Source organism: Erysipelothrix enhydrae (assembly GCF_035066605.1).
Taxonomy (GTDB): domain Bacteria; phylum Bacillota_I; class Bacilli_A; order Erysipelotrichales; family Erysipelotrichaceae; genus Erysipelothrix; species Erysipelothrix amsterdamensis.
This window is the reverse complement of record NZ_CP125807.1, coordinates 1,261,157-1,281,201: the sequence shown is the minus strand read 5'-3', so window position 1 is coordinate 1,281,201 and position 20,045 is coordinate 1,261,157. Positions and strand designations below refer to the sequence as shown.

Here is a 20,045-nt window from a genome sequence, read left to right as displayed (position 1 = left end):
CTAAAGTCCTCCAAATCTACGATTTCGTTGATTGAAATCCTCGACACACGACTTAAACATTGGACGATCAAACTCTGGCCATTGAACATCTACAAAAAGAAGTTCCGCATACGCTAATTGCCACAATAAGTAATTCGAAAGTCGGCGATCGCCGCCTGTGCGAATTAAGAGATCTACAGGTGGTAATCCAAATGTATCTAAATACGATTCAAAAACAGTTTCCGTAACAGTCTCAACTCCGTCATCTACAATTGATTGAGCAGCACGTACGATTTCATCCCGTGAGCCGTAATTCAATGCGAAATTAAGAATTAATTTATTGTTATCTTTCGTGCGTTCAACCGCATTATCCATCACCTTGCGCGTTCGTGCAGGAATTTTCGTTAAATCACCAATGGTTCGGATTTGAATACCCTTTTCCATTAATTCATTTAAGAACTTTTCAAAAAACACAGCAGGTAATTTCATTAGATAATCAATTTCCTTTTGAGGACGTTTCCAGTTTTCAGTCGAAAATGCATACAATGTAATGACCTCAACACCCAATTCTAAGGCTTCTAAAGCAATATCACGTACATTCTCACTACCATAGTAGTGACCGAATGTACGTTCTTTTTTTTGCTTTGTTGCCCAACGTCCGTTGCCATCCATAATGATGGCCACATGTTCTAGGCTATTCATAATTAAATTGTCATGATTTCCTTAACTTTGTCTTTAGAAATCGCATCAATTTTCTTTGTAATATCGTCTGTTAGTTTTTGGACATCATCAAGAAGACGTTTTTCTTGATCTTCTGGAAGATCTTCAAGTTTCTTGATTTCATCATTTAAATCACGACGAACATTACGTGCAGCTACTTTAGCATCTTCCGCTAAAGATCCTACTTGTTTTGAAACTTCTTTACGTGTTTCTTCTGTTAATTGAGGCACATTGATACGTACTACCGTACCATCATTTTGTGCTAATAACCCGAGGTTACCGTTGTTAATTGTATGTTCAATTTCTTTAAGTGCAGATGGATCAAATGGCTTGATTACCAATTGACGTCCTTCTACTACTGAAATTTGAGCAATTTGCTCAATGGGTGTTGCTGAACCATAATAGTCAATTGACACTCCATATAACATTGACACATTGGCACGTCCTGAACGTAAACCACCTAAGCGTGTCTCAAAGTTTTCAATTACTTCGTCCATTAAAAGACGACCATCGTTAATGATTGATTGCATCTTTATTTTCCTCCCTTAGATACGCGTGTTGCTACTGCTTCACCTTTTACTGCTTTTATTATATTATTTTTTTCATTCATATTAAATACAATTAAGTCAATATCGTTATCCATACACATTGAAGTTGCGGTTGTATCCATAACTGCAAGTTCTTCCTGAATAACATCCATGTAAGATAAACTATCATATTTTAAGGCATCCGGATTAATTCTTGGATCTGAATTATAAACACCATCAACACCATTTTTAGCCATTAAAATAACATCGGCTTTAATTTCTGATGCACGAAGTGCTGCAGTAGTATCCGTTGAAAAATATGCAGATCCTGTTCCCGCACCAAATACAACAACACGTCCTTTTTCTAAGTGACGGATTGCACGACGTGGAATAAAGGGTTCTGCGACCTTAGTCATATCAATCGCTGTTTGAACGCGTGTTTCAACACCATTACGTTCTAAAGCACCTTGGATTGCTAAAGCGTTAATTACTGTGCCCAACATTCCCATGTAGTCAACTTGCATGCGATCGATGCCTAATTCTTCAGCCATTCGACCTCTAACAAAGTTTCCTCCTCCGACAACGATAGCGACTTCGACACCATCATTGACAATTGTTTTAATTTGTTCTGATAAATCATCGAGAACGACCGGATCGAAAATTTCTCCATCTGTTGATAGAGCTTCACCGCTTAATTTTAACAATACGCGTTTGTACATGTTGCACGTCCTTTCAAAAAGGACACAGTAACTGTGTCCTTATATCATAAATTAAACTTGAGCTGCTTTTGCAACTTCTGCTGCGAAATCTTCTTCGCGTTTTTCAATACCTTCACCAACTGCGAAACGAATGAATGATTCAACGTTTGCATTTGCTGATTTAAGTACTTGTGAAACCTTAGCTTTACCATCTTTAAAGAAAATTTGGTCAACTAAAGAGATGTCTTGCATTGATTTGCTTACACGTCCCTTAATGATTCCTTCAACTACTTGTTCTGGTTTGTTTGAAAGTGAGTCGTCATTTTTAACGATTTCAACTTGAATGTTTGTTTCGTGATCGATGATTTCTGAAGGAATTTCAGCTTGTGACACATATTGTGGTGACATTGAAGCAATTTGCATTGCCATGTCTTTTGCTAATTCTTCATCAGCGTTCTTAAGAACTGCTAATGCTGAAATTTTTCCACCCATATGCATGTATTCACCGAATACTTCATCATCTGATTTTTCAACGATTGCAAATCGACGTAATGTAATTTTTTCTCCGATTGTAGCTGTTGCAGCAACAACTAAGTCAGATACTGTTTGTCCATTAACATCAACTGCTAAGGCTGCATCTAAATCTGCAGGATTAGCTTCAAGAAGTACGTTGCTTAATGTATCAACGAGTTCTACGAATTGAACATTCTTAGCAACAAAGTCTGTTTCTGAGTTTACTTCGATAACAATACCGCGGTTTCCCTTAACAGTAACCTTTGTTGTTCCTTCAGCAGCAATACGACCTGATTTCTTCTGAGCATTTGAAATACCTTTTTCTCGTAACCAGTCAACTGAAGCTTGGATATCGCCTTCAGTAGCTTCAAGAGCTTTCTTACAGTCCATCATTCCAGCTCCAGTAAGATGACGAAGTTCTTTAACTAACTTTGCACTAATCATCTTTACGCCTCACTTTTTTCTGTTTTTGTTTCTGTTTTTGCTTCTACTTTTTCATCACGATTGTTTGTTGGACGGTCAGTACGTGTATAACGTTGTTGACGACGACGATCATCGCGTTTACGACGTTCTTCAAAACGTTGACGACGACGACGGTCATTTTCAGCAGCTTGTTGTTCTACATTAACGATAACGTCTTCCATTGTGATGTCTTCTACATCTTGATCTTGGTAAGCAACTTGTAATACGCCACCTTTTGGTTCGATCATTGCATCTGCCATTAATCCTACGATTGTACGGATTGCACGGATTGCATCATCATTACCAGGAATTGCGTAATCAACTGCATCTGGATCGCAGTTTGTATCAACGATTCCAAATACTGGGATTCCTAATTTACGAGCTTCAGCAACTGCGTTAGCATCTTCAATTGGGTCTACCACAAATAATGCATCTGGAAGTTTCTTCATTTCTTTAATTCCACCTAAGAAGTTTTCTAGACGGTCTTTTTCTTTAAGTAATAATGATACTTCTTTTTTAGTATAAACATTGATTGATCCGCTGTTTTCCATTTCTTCAATTTCAACTAAACGACGAATTGATTTTTGGATTGTACGGAAGTTTGTTAATGTACCACCTAACCAACGTTGGTTGATAAAGAATGATCCACTACGTAGTGCCTCTTCTAATACGATTGTTTGAGCTTGTTTCTTTGTTCCTACAATTAAAAGTTTACCGCCTTTTTCTGCGATATCTTTCATTGCTGCATATGCTTCATCAAGTTTTTCTTGAGTTTTATTTAAATCGATAATGTAAATACGATTCTTTGCAGCATAAATATATGGTTTCATTTTTGGATTCCAACGACGTGTTTGGTGTCCATAATGAACTCCGCTTTCTAATAATTTCTTCATTGTTACAACTGACATAACTAAATTCCTACCTTTCCGTTAGTCCTCCATCATTTCTAAAGTAGACAACTCATCGTGAGCACGGGGTCTACGAATCCATGATGTGTGAATTAGGCATTCTTTTGATGCCATTGTTTATTTTATCATAATGTCCTTGCTTAAACAAGGTTCTTTCGCGATTTATCCATGGTAAAATCTTTGATAAATCGTTCCAGTCGATCCAGTCCTTTTTCCAGCACTTCTAAAGGGCTTCCGTAAGAAATTCGAATAAATCCTTCTGTACCAAAATAGATGCCCGGTATTGTTACCAATCCATACTCTTCCGCAAGACTTGTTGCGAAATCTTCTGATGACATACCAAAGTGTTGAATTGAAGGAAAAACATAAAAGGCTCCTTCTGGTTTTACATAAGGAAGTCCCATTGCATCCAATCGTTTTAATACGTAATTTCTTCGAATTGCATAAGCTTCAACCATATACTGTGTGTCCACATCCAACGCCGCAATACATGCCGGTTGTGAGAAACTTGAGATTCCGGTCACAAGATTTTGATGAAGACGATGCATCAACTCAATGAGTCCCGCTTCCGCTATCACATACCCGACACGCCAACCGGTCATTGCATGAGACTTTGAAAAACTTTGAGTAATAATAATTTGATCTTGAAGATGCTCATCCATACGCAATGATGGAATATCCCCTTCATAAAGCATCGAACGATACACTTCATCGACAATAACATAAATATCTGATCGTTTTGTTAACACAGCACGAATTGCTCGAATACTTGTTTCATCGTAGACCACACCGGTTGGATTATTTGGAGTCGCAAAAAGAATTGCACGGGTACGTGGCGTAACCACGTTCTCAAGCATCTCAGGTGTTACTTGAAATTGAGTTTCACTTGTGTTAACTAACACAGGTTTAGCTCCCGCAAGGGTAACTTGAGTTTGATACAATGGGAAACTCGGTGTGAAAATCACGACTTCATCCCCTTCGTTCACCACAGACCAAATCGCTAAGGTAAGACCTTCTGTTGCGCCATTTGTGATAATAACATTTTCGGATTGGTAAGGACGGATGTTAAATTGTGATTCATGACGCGCAATCGCATCCCGCAAATCTAAATTTCCAATTGCAGGTGGATAATGCGTTTCATTTCGCATCAATGAATCTACCGCTGCTTGCTTAATAGTATCCGGTGTATCCAAATCGGGTTCTCCAATCGTTAAGAAAACCATATCTTCACGTCCTTGATAACGTGCCGAAAACTGACGTATCCCACTTAGGGTTAATGCTTCAATCCTACGCTTCATCCACATACCTCCAGTCGCTTGTTTGATAAATTGCATAAAGTGGAACTTCGTTCCCATTAATCGTAAGAACAGTCTTGCCAAAAGCATTCTCACGTTGACCATTCCAAGAATTAAACTGACCAAATAGTCGTGTAACAATTGTACCCAACCATACATAATCGGTTAACCCACCAACAACTACAATCTTATCAGGGTTGATCGTTTCAATTTCTTGACGGACAACACGACACAACTCAGGTTTTTCAATTTCATAGACATCCATTAATTGTTCATTTGGAAACCCTTTTCGTAAATCCAAATATTCAAAATCAAGGTTTAAATCGGTTAGTTCTTGCTTTACAGAATCCCGATCACTGATAACTAATAATTTCATGATAGACCTCTTTTCTCTTCTAGTATTATTTTATCATAGAACTTCTAAATTCAAGGTATGAATCATCTGCCATTTATAATTTCAGTTGTTTTTTACCCATTCCTTGTTAATTTATCGTATGATTAATTAAACTTATATTGAGGTATTATTATGAAACAAAAAATTGTCCTAACATTTTTACTCTTAACCGCTACGTTATTACCCATCAAAGCTGATGGAAATCATGACCTAATTCCCATCTATGATTTAGACTTACAAAGTCAGAACTATATTCTCGTTGACCCTAAAACAGGTCAAACTCTAGCCGAAAAAAATCATGACGCATCAATCCACCCCGCTTCCATCACAAAGGTACTCACCGTAATTACCGCGATTGAAGCTTTAGGTGAGACATCACTTGACACACTTTATACAATCCCTCCCGAAGTATTTGAAGGCTTAGACCCAATCGCTTCAGTAGCAGGATTTCAAGAAGGTGACCAAGTAACACTGAACGATTTACTTCATGGAATCATGTTACCCTCTGGTGCTGATGCAACGCGTGCAATATCAACCTACCTTACACATGATCCCGAAAAACTTGTAGTTAAAATGAATCGACTCGCCCAACGCATTGGTATGAAAAACTCACACTTTGTCAATACAAGTGGATTGGATGACCCTAAACACCTTACAACACTTGATGATCTTGCTTTACTTCTAAGTTACGCATTAGAAAATCCAACATTTGAATCCATTTATAAAACAGAGACTTACCTCACGTCCTCAACACCATCCCATCCAAATGGTATCGAACTTACAAACGAATCCCTTAGCGTCGCACATCAAAAAGGTTATACCATGATTAAAGGTGCCAAATCCGGAACGACCGATCTAGCAGAGCGTGCACTTTCAAGTGTTGCGGAAGATGCTTCACAGTCCTATATATTCATCTCAACCAATGCACCCTTTGAAAACCGTCTGTATACTCAAGTTATTGATCACGGAACGGTCTACCAACACGTAATCGAAAACTACCAATATGCACCTTTACTGTATAAAAACACTACAATTCAAACCATACCCATCAAACACGGACGAACTGATTTTGAAATTTGGTTTAAAGACGATATTATGAGTTACCTACCGAAAGATTATGATCCTAAAGATATCAAGATTGAGTTTATTCCCAGTCAGAAAGAATTTGAAGCACCCTTACCAAAAGATCTCAAAATGGGTGAAGTTCGCTTCAGTTACAAAGGAAAACAATTGCTTGAAAAAGAAGTTATTAATAATGAAATTATCAAACTTTCATATCTTAAAGTAGCTTTTGAAGCTTCAAAAATCATTGGATTTATACTTGCTGTTGGCTTAGGGATTTTAGGCGTTGTCTATTTAATCTATCGCCAATGGAAAGATTATCGAGACCATAAATACTACCTTAAAAAATTGGATCGACGATCCCGTAAAGACTAAAAAAGAACCTTTTTCGAAAGGTTCTTTTTTTAGTTTTCCTCTTCAACAACTTCTTGAAGTAATTTTGCTTCTTTTGGGCTAAGGTTTCTCGCTTCCAAAAGATGCGGACGTACACGATAAGTCTTTCTTAACGACTCTTTTAAACGATACGTTTCAATATTCGCATGGTGACCACTCATAAGAACTTCAGGAACATCTTGTCCTTTATAAGAGCGTGGACGTGTGTAATGTGGATATTCTAATAAACCATCACTAAATGAATCATCTTCATGGGATTCTTTGGTAATAACACCATCGACAAGACGTATCACAGAATCTGCTATAACCATCGCTGCCGTTTCACCACCCGTAAGAACATAATCACCGATAGACATTTCCATATCGACATAACTTCGAATTCGTTCATCAAAGCCCTCATAATGACCACAAACCAAAATTATATGACTCTCTTTACTTAGATCATACGCTAAAGATTGTTTCAAAGTCTTTCCTTGTGGGGTTAGCATAATAACAAGTGAGCCTTCTGTACGAGTCGCTTCAATCGCATCAATAACCGGTTGACACATTAACACCAAACCGGCCCCACCACCATAAGGATAATCATCAACACGGTTGTGCTTATCTTCAGTAAAATCACGCATATCTACAACATCAACTTGAATAAGATCACGTTCAATTGCTTTACTAATAATGGATGACTCTACAAAACCTGTAAACATTGATGGGAAAAGGGTTAAAATACTTACGCGCATTAGAGCCCCTCCATCCAGTTAATATCAATACGCTTTGATTTGGTATCAACATCTTGAATAAAACGTTCGACAAAAGGCACCAAAATATCGCGGTCTTCAGCTTTAATACGCAGTACAGGATGAGCTGGTGTCTCCATAATCTCAGATACTACACCCAATTCAACACCCTCTGAGAACACGGTACAACCTTCTAAATCAATAAAATAATATTGATCTTCTGGAAGTTCATGTTGTGATTCGCGATCGATCGATATCTCCCCTTTATGGAAAAACTCAACATCATTAAGCGAGTTTAACCCTTCAAATTTAATCAAAACCGATCCATGATGACGGCGATACGATTTAATAACATAATCCGTAGTTTTTCCACCTAATTTAAAATGAACACGTTGACCTGGTGCAAAACGGTCTTCCACAAAGTCTGTTTTAGGCGCAACTTTTAATTCACCCTTAATACCAAAGGGTTTTTGTATAATACCAATAATAATATGTTCCATATAACCTCCAAAAAAAGGATGTATTGCTACATCCTTAATATGATTCAAATTTAATTGAAATACGTTGATCGAGGACACGTGAACCAATTGCCATTGTTTGACGAATCGCATGTGCCATCGTCCCTTGTCGACCAATTAAACGAGCAATGTCTGCGCTATCCGCATAAATCGCAAGTATAATTTCATTTTCATCTAAGCTCGGTAACCTTTTGACACTCAAACTCTTTTCTTCCTCCACAAGTGGAAGAACTAAATCATAAAGAATATCTTCAACCGGTTTCATGATTATTTCGTTAATTTAGATTCGTGGAAACGAGTCATGATTCCTTCTTTTGAAAGGATACTACGAACTGTGTCTGATGGTTGAGCTCCAACTGATAACCATTTTAATGCTTTTTCTGCATCAACTTTAACTTCAGCTGGTGAAGTTGTTGGATCATAATATCCAACGATTTCGATGAAACGTCCATCACGAGGTGCGCGTGAATCTGCTGCAACGATTCGGTATGAAGGTTTTTGTTTTGAACCCATTCTTCTTAAACGTAATTTAACTGCCATGTGTATAGCCTCCTAATAATTTTAACGTAATTGTTAATTTCCTTGTTAAGTATATCATAACAGGAAGTGGTGTCAAGTGTTTTTACTTGACACCCTTTGCTTTATAGAAATTTCGATTATCAAGTGCAAACATACGTGTACTAAATTCGCCTTCTTCAAGATCATCATAGAACTTTTCAAACATATTCGTACGTGCATCAATGTTATCAATAAACGTTAGCATCTCTGCTTCTTTGATCATCGGTAACACCGGTGATCCATACTCTAATTTACCGTGATGCGATAAAATCATGTGACGTAATAACAGCACTTGCTCCGTATCTTGATGACCAAGACGGGTAGCAACCTCTACAAAATTGGAATGTTCAATTGAAATATGACCCAACAATTTCCCTTTTGCACTGTACTCACTTAACATTGCTGCCGTGTATTCCTCAATTTTACCCATATCATGAAGAATAACACCTCCAAGTAATAAATCCCGATTATAGATTGGATACAAGTCACAAATGCTGTTAGCAAGTTGACACATCCCAAATACATGCGTTGCAAGGCCCCCAACAAAATCATGATGATTCCGTGTTGCAGCAGGATATTGGTAGAATTGATCGCCACAATCCTCTAAAGATGCTTCAACAAGTTCTTTAATAATTGGATCTTCAATTTGATCTTTAAACCCATTAATTTGTTCTTTCAAAAATTCAATATCGTATTTCGACGCATTCACGAAATCACTTAATACATACTCTGATTGTTCTTTAATTTCGATACTATGAATTCTCAACTGTAAACTTTGACGGTATTGTAAAACATCACAATGTACAACACCAATTAAACCCACTTGAATCAACAATTCTTGTTCTGGCTTAACATCCCATATCTTTCCTTCAATCTCACCGGTATCATCTTGTAACGTAACTGACATATAAGGTGCACCATTTTGAGTTACCCCTTTTGTATAACGTGAAATCAACAACGGCACAGTATTTTTTTGACCGGCTTCAAATTCTTTAATCTTCATTTTCATACTCCTCCAGAACACGTGCAATCATATCGTAATCGTAACCACGTGATAATGCATGTCGTACAACACGATTTCGTGTTTCACGCGCATCATATTTACGAGCATAACGTGCAGTGCTTTTTTCCATAACTTTTTTAAGACTTTCAAATTCATCCGTCTCATCAAATTCATCTTTAATCAAGCGACCCACAATATCGTTAATCACTTCAAAACCATAACCTTGTCGTTGGAGATGCTGACGCAATTTCGACTCGCGTTGACGACTTGAACCATCACGTAATGTCTTCATAAACGTTTCAGCACGTCGAACACCCCGCTCAGTATAGTCATCATAGTCTTCATCTTCTAATGCAGATAAAATACGATCTGCTTCAAATCCGCGTTTACGCAAGTCCTCAACAATACGTTGATTCCCACGCATTTGCTCACGGTGATAATCCACTTTATCTCTAAAGTAACGATCATCATCAATAAAACGACGACGCTTAAGTAATTCGATGACAATATCCACTTGCTCTTGCGTTAACTCAAGTTTTTTATGCAAGTATTCCGACATTTCAAATGAGGTATAATCTTTAACCCCAATGCGCGATAACGCTAACTGGTATGCTTCATAGATGGCTTGATCATCCTCAATTTCATTAAGCTCATTTCGTGACAATTCGCGACCCACCTCAATTCCTCTCCGTTCAAACACATACTGATCAATCACCATGCGCTCATCACTATCTTTCGATTCAAAATCAATAAACACTTCATCGCCAACGCGTTCGATTCCGGTGACAACATATCGACCAAAGTATGTATCAATGGCACGTTGGTATACTGTCAACACACTATCTGCAAATTTCGAACTATCGAAGGTCGATGCTTTTTGAAGTGCATTGGATCTAAATTGTTCTAAAAGGTCTTTGTCTGATTGTAGAAGATGCTGCGCTTTATCCGCAAACTCTTCTGATGATTCGAATAAATACCCCGTCTCACCATCTACAATAATACCCTCAAGCGGTTTATCAGGACGTGCAAACACACATAAGCCACAGGCTAATGCTTCAATATACGTCAAGCCTTGTGTTTCTGTTAACGACGCTGAAATAAATGCGTCTGAGACATGATAGAAATTCACGACATCATTCGCATCAACAGGCCCTACAAAAACAACAGAATCTTGAATCCCGATCTTTTGAGCTTGATGTAAGAGATCTTTATCAGAAGGTCCACCACCAACAATTAAGAGTTTTGCCTCTACATTCCTTTTTAAAAGTTCTGCAAAAGCATCAATAACAACATCGATACTCTTTTCCTTAGCAAGACGACCAATATATACAAACGTTGGTAGCGACCCAAGATCGTAGGTTTCACGTATTTCAGCAATACGCACTTCATCACGCGTCGCAAAACGACTAAGATCTAAACCCGTTGGTATCACCGCAATTTCTTTACGAATATCATAACCCAACAACATTTTCTTCGTTTTATCCGACGGTGAAATAATCACTTGAGCCTGTTTCGTAAACATACGACTCATCTTCGCAATTGCTTTTTTGGATAGTTGATCAACGGACTTAAGCCCTAATAAATTCACATAATGAGTATAGTCCTCATAAGTTGTATGATACGTTGAAACTAGGGGTAGGTGTAGGTTTTTCGCGACAAGTCGCGCAAACATCCCAACACCAAATTCTGAATGAACATGCAGTACATCCAAATCCATCTCTTCAATAACACTCATCGCTTGAATATGTAATGGACTACTCATGACATAGCCATATAGAAATTTCAACTCTAAACCTGGAAGTCGTAATACTCCATCTTCATAAGTCGTGCTTAAAATTGACGGTTGGTTTGTAATCACAAAAACATTATGTCCTTGCGCTTCTAACGCATTTTTCAAGGTAACAATTGATGTTACTACACCATTTATATCCGGTGTATAAGTATCTGTAAATAAACCAATTCTCATTGAGAATGCCTCCTTTGGCATTTAAATTCACTGTATTAATAATAATCTAATTTAGAGAAAATATCAAAAAAAGACACCCCGAAAATGGGGTGTTCGTTAATAAAGGACCACACATTCTTCTGAATCATCTTCACGAAGTTTTACTTTTACGGTTTCATTGAGTGATGTTGGAATGTTCTTACCAACAATATCTGCACGAATTGGCAGCTCACGATGACCACGATCAACCAAAACTGCTAACTGTACGCGCTCAGGTCTACCGTTATAGATAATACCATCCAACGCCGCACGAACCGTACGACCTTTAAAGAGCACATCATCAACAATAACCACAACACGATCTTGAACACTGATTGGTAAGCGGAATGCTTGATCGGACGCTTTCACGTCATCACGCCAGTAACTGATATCAAGTGATGCTACTGGAACTTTAATATTTTCGAATTGATACATAAGCTTTGCCATACGAAATGCAAGCGTTGCACCACGTGTTTCAATTCCTAACAGTACAACTTTATCGAGCCCCTTATTCTTCTCAATAATTTCGTGCGTCATTCGAATGAGCGAACGATTAATTGCACTTTCATCCATTATAGTTTTCATAATTTAACACCTCAAGAAATATTATATCAAATACCTATTGATATTGATATACGACTATGGTATTATTTGTTGGCAGTCAGTTAAATAACGTCTTGCAAAGCCTTTTAGGGGTATAGTTCAATGGTAGAGCAACGGTCTCCAAAACCGTTAATGTGGGTTCGAGTCCTGCTACCCCTGCCAATTATATAAATACAACCACTTTCGAGTGGTTTTTTTATTTTTCATACACATGTTCCTGCCATACATCTGCCATACAAATCTTTTTTTTTGACCTTGAAAATCAATCGATTCATAAAATTAACTCTATTTTATAGGAATATGCTTTGAAAGCAAAAACTAATAAGTCTTATTTATGTTTACTAATTTGACGAACTGGGACTTCTTTTCTAATTATTATTCACCTAATCAATTTTCTTATACCTACAAAATAACAAAACCATCATCTACTAAAATAGTAGGAATACAATTCTCTCAAATGACTGTTTTACATTACTTACTCGCTATATTTTCCTCCCTAGCAAATAAATAAAGCCATCGATTCGGATAATCCCTTATGAATGGGAACCTACTTACAATGGCTTTGATATTGATATTTTATCATTCTTTTTTTGATAATCAATAACCTCTAAAAAACAAAATAATTATTTTTCCATGGTATCGACTTTCTGCATTGTGGTGGCATCGCAATTGCAATTCTCCAATTCGTTTGAAAATTAGTTTCTCTTATCACTTACATATTAGACGTGTGAGTTTAACATGCTAATAACTTCCATTATGTGTATACTTGTGTTTATCACCCAAATGTTTGGGATCAAAATCTTAACAATAAAAATGAGTGATGTGAGTCTAGCGGATAATACACATCTGCCGTATACCGAACCACATCATCATCTATAATTACACTAGGTGCTTCACTTATACGGTGAACCCATTGAAGCATTTAATAGATAATTGTGTGTTTCACTACATTTAATGTCAATTACTACTTTTTTTCTTAATTGTTACGTTGTTTTTATCGTCCATGTATCTTCCCTTTTGTAAAAACATCAATCATCTATAGTTCTTCATCTACAACCCTATGACATGTACCACATTCATCTAATACAATTCCTGTTCTTTAAACGACATTTAGTTTATAAATAAATGTCGTTTAAATCGCATCATTTGAATCCTTCCTTCAATCGTTCACACTAGCGAGTTGTATTCGCATTATAAAGAATGTCTTTAACTTGAAATTGATAAATTTCATCTAATGTCACAAAATCTTCTTTTGTTAACTTTGACGCCACATTGTTCGTTGATTCCCCATACTAAGTTCCGTATTCAGTTAAATCTACTTTTGTTGAAGATATCTCCGCTCAAATATTTGAAATATGGATGTTAGTTTCGATTTTTGTATTATTCATAATTTGTTGGGTATTTAGTCTTACTACTTTTTTATTAATTAATTGCATTATTGACTCTAAAAATTTCCGATCTCTTTTGTCCAATTTAAGAGGTGTGAAAGTTAATGAGCTAATGTTTTAAAAAAAATCCATAAAGAATCACTTTTTCGGACAAAAACGAGTGTTTTTTTTGTTTTGTTTTTTTCACTGATACTTCTACTTCGCTTGATATAGTTTGATTAGAGTAGGAAGGGGGGTGAAAATCTTGTGTGAGGACAAGAATAGTAAAATAAATCTGGATTTAATTCAAAACAAATTGAATAAAATTGGTGGATTTGGATTAGACCTTGCAAATCAAAATTTAGTAAATACCCGAGACTTCAAAAACACAAATCCAGATCACTTTGAAATCACAACTTTCGACGATATGGTTCAGCCTTATTTCGACAGTCTAATACATGAAAATCAAGAACTTAATAAAAGTATTCGTTCATTAAATAAAGAAATTACCGGACAACATCAAAGAATAAACGAGCTTGAAGAAAAATCAATTACAGTAGAGAAATCCACTCGTAGATTCCAAATTAAACTTTCAATCGGAACTACGTTATTAGGCGCAACTCTAGGATTTATATTGTCTTCCCTTGTTAGATGATTTACCCAATTTACAATCGTATTCCTAAAACACCACTTTTAATTATTAGAGGTGTTTTTTATTATTTAAGTTTCAATATCGCATTTTTGTTTATTACTATTACCTCTAATTTATTAATTTAGATTTTATTTTCACCCACTTTTTCCTCTGTGATGATCCTTTCTTAATCTGATAACTCATCAACATCGATTCTAAATTCGATCCCAGCACTTGTAACACTGCCAATTCCTTACTTTTTGTTGAAAAGATATCCAAGTATCCATTATCTTCATCCTAGTTGTTTGCTATGATGAGGATATCTTAGCCGTATATCTCACTTTATGAAAAACATCATCGAATTGTTGTTACTGCTATATAATCATAAAATAACAATTTTATTCATCTAGTCGTTTAGGCATTTGTTTCACCTTTCAAAGCCTGTTTACGAAACGTAAATTCAACGCGTATCGTTTAGAGGACTTCACTTAGGAATTTAATGAGAAAATAGCATGTCTAGATTTAAAAAACTACGACTCAGTAAAAAAAAATAGCCAAAAACAAGTACCGCATGATTCTTTAATATTTATTTAAGATCAAATTCTTATCGGAAACAACATTAATTTCGACACTTTTTATACAACTTATTCTCAAAATAGAATTTATTCATTACCAATAACGATGTTGATACACTGCAATTAGCACGAATAATTGTAAACAATCCACCCGTTCATCAACCTTTAACTATAAGCGAGTATTTCAATAGTGCTAATAATTATGATACAACTGATTAACGAAGTGAATTGGATCTTGAATTATTTAAAATAACTGTGAATAATATTCAACTGATACGTGTAAGCAAAAAAGAAAAGCAAAGAGAACAAATTTATATAAAATCCTAGCTAATTTAGATGCTAGGATTCAAAACAATGTAACAGAACACCTGTTTTATTTGCAAATGAAACTTATTGGATAATGCATATAATTCATGAGTTTTTTGTGATATATCGTTTTATTCAAAAAATCCAATTATAATTAAAATGTTAATACTTCTATTATCATTCTAGAAATATTTTAAATTAGGTATCAAATGCATAAACGCTGATACTGCCGAAAATCGGCTAGGAGGAGATTGTAATGAAAAAAGTTTTAATTGCATTAGTTTTTTTATTAGTTTTAGTAGGTTGTTCTTCTAAAACCGATGAAAATCCGGAACAAAAGGCACCAGTCGCAATCGAGAAAGAAAGCGAAGAAAAAAAGAATGAAAAAGAAGAGCCCAAAATATACGGTTTGGGTGAGCCAATAACAATTTCAGAAAACGAAAAAGATCTTTATACTTTTACAGTTAACTCAGTTACAACAACAGATGAACGAAATCAATTTTCTGAAAAAGAAGTAGAGCAGGTAGTAGTCATCAATTATAGTTATGAAAACATTGCCGATTCTGAAGATGTGTATATTTTCTCAAGTCACTTCACTGTTATCGATGAAGACGGAAATGTTTCTGAAACTTATCCAGCAGGTAGTGAAGTATCTGCGCAAAAGGCACCGATTGGGGCAAAGAGTCATGGAGAAGAAAGTTTTGGCTTAATTTCAAAAAGTAGCAAAATAAAGTTTTTCTTCAATCCTAGTATCTTTGGAGATCTAAAAATTCCATTTGAATTACCAGTTGAGTAATAAAAATAGAAGAGACATTTAAATCTATTCCGAGACTTCAGTAGTCGGTGGCGATAAGATTAAAGTTAAGATCAGATAAATGACTCGAAAAGTGAAGCATATTGAAAGCACCCCCTGTTGTAGTGGGTGCTTTCATTTCTTAATATTCATTAACAATCTATTAAGAATACCTAATTCTTAGATATGTTAGGTAAGACCTTGCTATAATTTTGATGTAGCGATGCATGTCTTTCTCCATAAAAATAGATTATCATCTGTACAATCGTTACAAATAAGACTCCAGTTCGCATACGGACTCGAGTCTTTTGTATGTTATAATCCAATCAGGGGGAATTGAATATGAAACAATCGATCATAAAGCATCAAAAGATGCTTTTAAGTTTTATCGCTTTTATGTTGGGATTATCTTTACCAAAGCTACCACCAATAATCAGTACAGGAGTATTTTGGTTTATGATTGCTTATGGTGTTTACGTTATCTATGATGCAATTCAAATTCAGAAATCAATAAAAAACAAATCAAACAAAAAATCGTGAATTTTTACGTTTTTTTATTTCATTAAAGCATTATGTTATCTTGCGTGAATTTCATGAACCATTTCTTAAGAATGATATAATAGTTCTAGGTGATAATATGGAAAACATACGACACGATCTCCAACATCGGGGTTATCTCGACTTAAATATCGTGACACATTGTGCAGATTTGAGTGATGAAGCATTGGTGAAGCAACTGAATGCGAAAACTGCACAAGAACGCACGGCAGCTGTCCATGTCGGTGCAAGAAGATGGAATTATGAATCTTGGTTTGTTGATTTACTCTTAAAGCAACTGATGAATGAAAAAGCGCTTTATACACGACTTGAGATTTGTCGTGTTTTAGAAGGTGGCAATAATGACGTTGCTGCTTCGATGATACCCTATCTTGGAAAGATTGGGCAAAACCAACATCAAAGCATTCCAGAAGCAGTCTCACGCAAACGTGGCTATCCATTACCTCGTGATATTATTGCGCGGACACTGGGCAATATGAATGCATCCATCCTTTATACGATGATCGATCAATTAGATTCTTTGTCTCAAGATCAAATAAGTGAGTTTGTGGATGCCTATGGTTATTTTATTTCTAAACATCCACATTTAGCGACACAAGCACATTTAAATGTCATTGAATATCTCATCAATAATTACTCAGATGATACTTTAATTATTTGGAAATGCATGCAATGTCTTTCAGTATTTCCACTTGATCGGGCGCTTGAGATTTTAGATAAACAATACATAGCGTGTGATCATCCGACGATTCGATCAGAAATCAATCGCAGCATCCATCATATTTCACGAAAAAGAGAAGCTAAATAGCTTCTCTTTTTGTATACGGTTCAAGTTGGAAAAAATAGTGATGCTCTTGAGCGTATGCCTCAAGTTGAAGAATCCCCTGATACACCCCTTCTTCAGATGTCTCTTCTGTTACGGTTTGAAATAATTCAATCTCTGGATTTTGCTTACGTTCATGAGCCATTGCTTTATGAAACCATCCTTTAATACGTGCAGGTGTAGAAGCACAATAAAGAATATCCACGATCTGCTCCCGTACCATTTCGAAATGATTATTCTCTTGAGACGCAAGAACACGACCGAGAGCACGCGCTTTCGCATCATCAATTTCTTGACATAAGAATTTTGTTGAGTACCAAAGTTGATAAACATCGGACCAGGTGCTCAATTGTGTCTCTTTGACGTAATCAATGCTTTTTGCACGACGAACAACATCCCATGATTTTAAATCAGATTGTACTGTTTCAGATATCACAGTAATCCCTTGATTCGGTAATTCATCAACCCAAATCAGACGATCTTCTTCTTGAACTATAATCGAATTCGGTGTGACGTCATTTATGATATAAATTGCCTCTTTCATCATTGATTTAGACTGCGAAAATCGCAATGACTCCCAATGTATTCCAAATCATATGTAAATACATTGCTGCTTTGATGCTGTTTGTCTTTTCATAAATATATGCAAAGAATGCTCCCATTCCTGCATAAATAATAAGATTAAGCATCATCACCCATTGCCCTGTCACAAGTTCTGTAGTGAGATGCATCAAACCAAACAGAATTGAACTTAGAGCATACGCTGCGAAGCGGTTTTTATGAATGAGCTTACGGAAAATTAATCCTCGGAACAACAGTTCTTCTTTAATTGGACCTGCAATAACCGCGAAGACGAAATACATCGGGAATCCAATCCCTTTCATCGCTATCAATGCTTCTTGATTAATGGGTTGACTGGATCCACCCAGTGATTCAATAAGCATTGCTACTAGTGGACTTACGATAAAATTCGCAAGCACCATAACAACAAAATAAAAACCCACCTTACGTAATAATTGGAAACCTGTTAATCGATTCGGAAACGTACGTGCTTCTTTAATTAAGGGTAAATTAATCCATAATAAAACTACTATAGTCAACAACATCATTACAATCGGGGTAAATGCGGTCATGTTTATTTCCTGACTCATCTGCATTTCTATAAACACACCTACAAATACATCTGAAAACGTACCAAGTAATAAAATGGAAAGCACACTCCAAATGAAACGATTTCCTTTTAAAGGAGATTCAATGTCCTTAATTCCAAGTTCATTCCTCAATGATTCATAATCTAACTCATCTTCTCTATAATCCATAGACATACATCCTCCTCAAAATTGTTTGCTTTAATTATACCTTAATTGCACTACTAAATTCATCCTTCATGAACCCGAGCCCATGTAAGCAATAAAAAATGCACCTTGGGTGCATTTACGAAACCTGAAATGCACATTCCGAGGATAAACGTACCTCGTCATTGCAGCCGATTAACGTTTTACACATTGCAACCATTTCAGTTGCATAGCCATTCCCTCGAAATGCTTCCTCAACATAGATCATCTGAAGCCGTGCATGATGCTTATTAAAGGCATCTTTTTGAATGTGCGCAAATCCTGCTGGAAAGCCACAGTCATATTTAATAACAAAAACATTTTGATCCGAATTCAGTTGTGCTTGAATTAAGGCTTGTCGATGTTCGTAAGAACAATCGGTTTCACACATAATACTCAAGTAGACCAATTCTTCAAGTTGTTCTTGGGTACCAAGACAAATCATTACGACATCCTCCATAAACCTATCTTATCGTATTCATGGTCATGTGTCATGAAAATTAAATGAGCGTTTATGTAACGGCGCTCACAACCGTAACACCATAACGCGCTCACGTTTCATTGTCAATTATTTCAAGTGTTTTTTTTAGAAAAGATGTCGTTTTTATTAGCTCGCGTGCTATACTAAAACCAATAAAAAAGAGGTACAGTATGAATTCATTAGATCTTAAACACGAAAACAGTCGTTTCGCATATATTTTCTCATTTATTTCAGGATATTTAGATGTCTTGGGAATTCTTGCTATTGGTGGTGTGTTTCTTTCTTTTATGAGTGGCAACTCCACACGTTTAGGTATTCATTTAATCAACCAAGAATGGATTGAAGTACTACGATATGTTTTAGTGCTTATTACCTTCGTTTTAGGTGCTTTTTTCGGCAATCTTTTCTGTATAGGAAACCACGCTCAATCAATTAAAAGAATTCTAGAACTAGATATCCTCTGCTTGTTGTTAGCCCTTATTCTACAATTCACAACATTTCAGTCTTGGAGTTTTCCCTTAATTAGTTTTGCGATGGGGATTCAGAATAAGGCACAAGTTGAAGTCAATAACGCCACTATTGGAAAAGGATTTATGACTGGAGTGCTTTATGGTATTGGTGAAGCACTCGCACGATTTGTACGTAAGGAAACAAGTTGGCATGAAGTGTCAGCCTTAATCCTAACATGGTTTTTATTCTTCTTAGGTGCGATGACATCTACCTGTCTGCTTTGTATCATCAGTTCCACTTTAACGCTGGGTTTGATTGTCGGATTTCTATGCATTATTTATCTCAGTTTTTGTTTCTATCATAAACATTAAAAAGAGCC

The 20,045-nt window shown here is 36.2% G+C and carries 23 protein-coding genes and 1 tRNA gene; 7 read left to right on the top strand and 17 right to left on the bottom strand.

Going from position 1 to position 20,045, the window contains the following annotated elements:
• The 7 genes from LLS04_RS06350 to LLS04_RS06320 all read right to left on the bottom strand — a co-directional run bounded on the left by LLS04_RS06350 (position 1) and on the right by LLS04_RS06320 (position 5,478).
• The gene (locus LLS04_RS06350) at positions 1 to 681 is read right to left on the bottom strand and encodes an isoprenyl transferase (RefSeq protein WP_323610868.1); all 681 of its coding nucleotides are present in this window, start codon (positions 679 to 681) and stop codon (positions 1 to 3) included.
• A 2-nt stretch (positions 682 to 683) separates the two neighbouring features.
• The gene (gene frr, locus LLS04_RS06345; protein WP_123171634.1) at positions 684 to 1,229 is read right to left on the bottom strand and encodes a ribosome recycling factor; all 546 of its coding nucleotides are present in this window, start codon (positions 1,227 to 1,229) and stop codon (positions 684 to 686) included.
• Positions 1,230 to 1,231: 2 nt separating this feature from the next.
• Positions 1,232 to 1,945 carry a UMP kinase gene (pyrH, locus tag LLS04_RS06340; RefSeq protein WP_003773260.1) on the bottom strand — a complete coding sequence of 238 codons (714 nt, stop codon included), beginning with the start codon at positions 1,943 to 1,945 and terminating at the stop codon, positions 1,232 to 1,234.
• 51 nt (positions 1,946 to 1,996) lie between these two features.
• The gene (tsf, locus tag LLS04_RS06335) at positions 1,997 to 2,881 is read right to left on the bottom strand and encodes a translation elongation factor Ts (protein WP_323610867.1); all 885 of its coding nucleotides are present in this window, start codon (positions 2,879 to 2,881) and stop codon (positions 1,997 to 1,999) included.
• 2 nt (positions 2,882 to 2,883) lie between these two features.
• Complete coding sequence (rpsB, locus tag LLS04_RS06330; RefSeq protein WP_003773257.1) at positions 2,884 to 3,807, bottom strand: 30S ribosomal protein S2; 924 nt, start codon at positions 3,805 to 3,807, stop codon at positions 2,884 to 2,886.
• 140 nt (positions 3,808 to 3,947) lie between these two features.
• Positions 3,948 to 5,105, bottom strand: a complete 1,158-nt coding sequence (locus LLS04_RS06325) for a pyridoxal phosphate-dependent aminotransferase (RefSeq protein ID WP_323610866.1) — start codon at positions 5,103 to 5,105, stop codon at positions 3,948 to 3,950.
• The gene (locus LLS04_RS06320) at positions 5,095 to 5,478 is read right to left on the bottom strand and encodes a hypothetical protein (RefSeq protein WP_003773255.1); all 384 of its coding nucleotides are present in this window, start codon (positions 5,476 to 5,478) and stop codon (positions 5,095 to 5,097) included. Before LLS04_RS06320 ends, LLS04_RS06325 begins: the two co-directional genes overlap by 11 nt.
• 150 nt (positions 5,479 to 5,628) lie before the next feature.
• Between LLS04_RS06320 and LLS04_RS06315 the strand changes: the two genes are divergently transcribed.
• Positions 5,629 to 6,933 carry a serine hydrolase gene (locus LLS04_RS06315; RefSeq protein ID WP_323610864.1) on the top strand — a complete coding sequence of 435 codons (1,305 nt, stop codon included), beginning with the start codon at positions 5,629 to 5,631 and terminating at the stop codon, positions 6,931 to 6,933.
• 29 nt (positions 6,934 to 6,962) lie between these two features.
• On the opposite strand, the gene trmD is transcribed toward LLS04_RS06315, so the two are convergent.
• The 7 genes from trmD to pyrR all read right to left on the bottom strand — a co-directional run bounded on the left by trmD (position 6,963) and on the right by pyrR (position 12,330).
• Positions 6,963 to 7,685, bottom strand: a complete 723-nt coding sequence (gene trmD, locus LLS04_RS06310) for a tRNA (guanosine(37)-N1)-methyltransferase TrmD (RefSeq protein ID WP_323610863.1) — start codon at positions 7,683 to 7,685, stop codon at positions 6,963 to 6,965.
• Positions 7,685 to 8,182 (bottom strand): ribosome maturation factor RimM, encoded by a 498-nt coding sequence (rimM, locus tag LLS04_RS06305; protein ID WP_323610862.1) that lies wholly within the window; start codon positions 8,180 to 8,182, stop codon positions 7,685 to 7,687. The genes trmD and rimM overlap by 1 nt, the downstream gene beginning before the upstream one ends.
• A 34-nt stretch (positions 8,183 to 8,216) precedes the next feature.
• Positions 8,217 to 8,465 (bottom strand): KH domain-containing protein, encoded by a 249-nt coding sequence (locus tag LLS04_RS06300; protein ID WP_003773251.1) that lies wholly within the window; start codon positions 8,463 to 8,465, stop codon positions 8,217 to 8,219.
• Between the two features lie 2 nt (positions 8,466 to 8,467).
• Positions 8,468 to 8,740 (bottom strand): 30S ribosomal protein S16, encoded by a 273-nt coding sequence (rpsP, locus tag LLS04_RS06295; RefSeq protein WP_003773250.1) that lies wholly within the window; start codon positions 8,738 to 8,740, stop codon positions 8,468 to 8,470.
• Positions 8,741 to 8,822: 82 nt separating this feature from the next.
• Complete coding sequence (locus LLS04_RS06290; protein ID WP_323610861.1) at positions 8,823 to 9,767, bottom strand: 3'-5' exoribonuclease YhaM family protein; 945 nt, start codon at positions 9,765 to 9,767, stop codon at positions 8,823 to 8,825.
• On the bottom strand, positions 9,751 to 11,727 hold the full coding sequence (locus tag LLS04_RS06285; RefSeq protein WP_323610859.1) for a glycosyltransferase: 1,977 nt from the start codon (positions 11,725 to 11,727) through the stop codon (positions 9,751 to 9,753). The genes LLS04_RS06290 and LLS04_RS06285 overlap by 17 nt, the downstream gene beginning before the upstream one ends.
• 96 nt (positions 11,728 to 11,823) lie before the next feature.
• Entirely contained in the window at positions 11,824 to 12,330 is a 507-nt protein-coding gene (gene pyrR / locus LLS04_RS06280; RefSeq protein WP_003773247.1) for a bifunctional pyr operon transcriptional regulator/uracil phosphoribosyltransferase PyrR, read from the bottom strand.
• Positions 12,331 to 12,436: 106 nt separating this feature from the next.
• On the opposite strand from pyrR, the gene LLS04_RS06275 reads away from it, so the two are divergent.
• The 5 genes from LLS04_RS06275 to LLS04_RS06255 all read left to right on the top strand — a co-directional run bounded on the left by LLS04_RS06275 (position 12,437) and on the right by LLS04_RS06255 (position 17,386).
• Positions 12,437 to 12,510, top strand: a tRNA-Trp gene (locus tag LLS04_RS06275).
• A gap of 1,461 nt (positions 12,511 to 13,971) precedes the next feature.
• Positions 13,972 to 14,370 (top strand): hypothetical protein, encoded by a 399-nt coding sequence (locus tag LLS04_RS06270; protein WP_323610858.1) that lies wholly within the window; start codon positions 13,972 to 13,974, stop codon positions 14,368 to 14,370.
• A 1,113-nt stretch (positions 14,371 to 15,483) separates the two neighbouring features.
• A complete protein-coding gene (locus LLS04_RS06265) occupies positions 15,484 to 16,023 on the top strand; it encodes a membrane lipoprotein lipid attachment site-containing protein (RefSeq protein WP_323610857.1) in 540 nt (179 codons plus the stop codon).
• 339 nt (positions 16,024 to 16,362) lie between these two features.
• Positions 16,363 to 16,560 (top strand): hypothetical protein, encoded by a 198-nt coding sequence (locus tag LLS04_RS06260; protein ID WP_323610855.1) that lies wholly within the window; start codon positions 16,363 to 16,365, stop codon positions 16,558 to 16,560.
• A gap of 97 nt (positions 16,561 to 16,657) precedes the next feature.
• A complete protein-coding gene (locus tag LLS04_RS06255) occupies positions 16,658 to 17,386 on the top strand; it encodes a hypothetical protein (RefSeq protein WP_323610853.1) in 729 nt (242 codons plus the stop codon).
• Here LLS04_RS06255 and LLS04_RS06250 read toward each other — a convergent pair.
• The 3 genes from LLS04_RS06250 to LLS04_RS06240 all read right to left on the bottom strand — a co-directional run bounded on the left by LLS04_RS06250 (position 17,379) and on the right by LLS04_RS06240 (position 19,180).
• Positions 17,379 to 17,948, bottom strand: a complete 570-nt coding sequence (locus LLS04_RS06250; RefSeq protein WP_323610851.1) for a hypothetical protein — start codon at positions 17,946 to 17,948, stop codon at positions 17,379 to 17,381. The two genes, LLS04_RS06255 and LLS04_RS06250, sit on opposite strands and share 8 nt — an antisense overlap.
• A gap of 4 nt (positions 17,949 to 17,952) precedes the next feature.
• On the bottom strand, positions 17,953 to 18,720 hold the full coding sequence (locus tag LLS04_RS06245) for a CPBP family intramembrane glutamic endopeptidase (RefSeq protein WP_323610850.1): 768 nt from the start codon (positions 18,718 to 18,720) through the stop codon (positions 17,953 to 17,955).
• 115 nt (positions 18,721 to 18,835) lie between these two features.
• Positions 18,836 to 19,180: a GNAT family N-acetyltransferase gene (locus LLS04_RS06240; RefSeq protein WP_323610849.1), complete on the bottom strand. Its 345-nt coding sequence runs from the start codon at positions 19,178 to 19,180 to the stop codon at positions 18,836 to 18,838.
• A 206-nt stretch (positions 19,181 to 19,386) separates the two neighbouring features.
• On the opposite strand from LLS04_RS06240, the gene LLS04_RS06235 reads away from it, so the two are divergent.
• Positions 19,387 to 20,037, top strand: coding sequence for a YoaK family protein (locus LLS04_RS06235; RefSeq protein WP_323610848.1), 651 nt, complete (start codon positions 19,387 to 19,389; stop codon positions 20,035 to 20,037).
• The last annotated feature ends 8 nt before the right edge of the window (positions 20,038 to 20,045 follow it).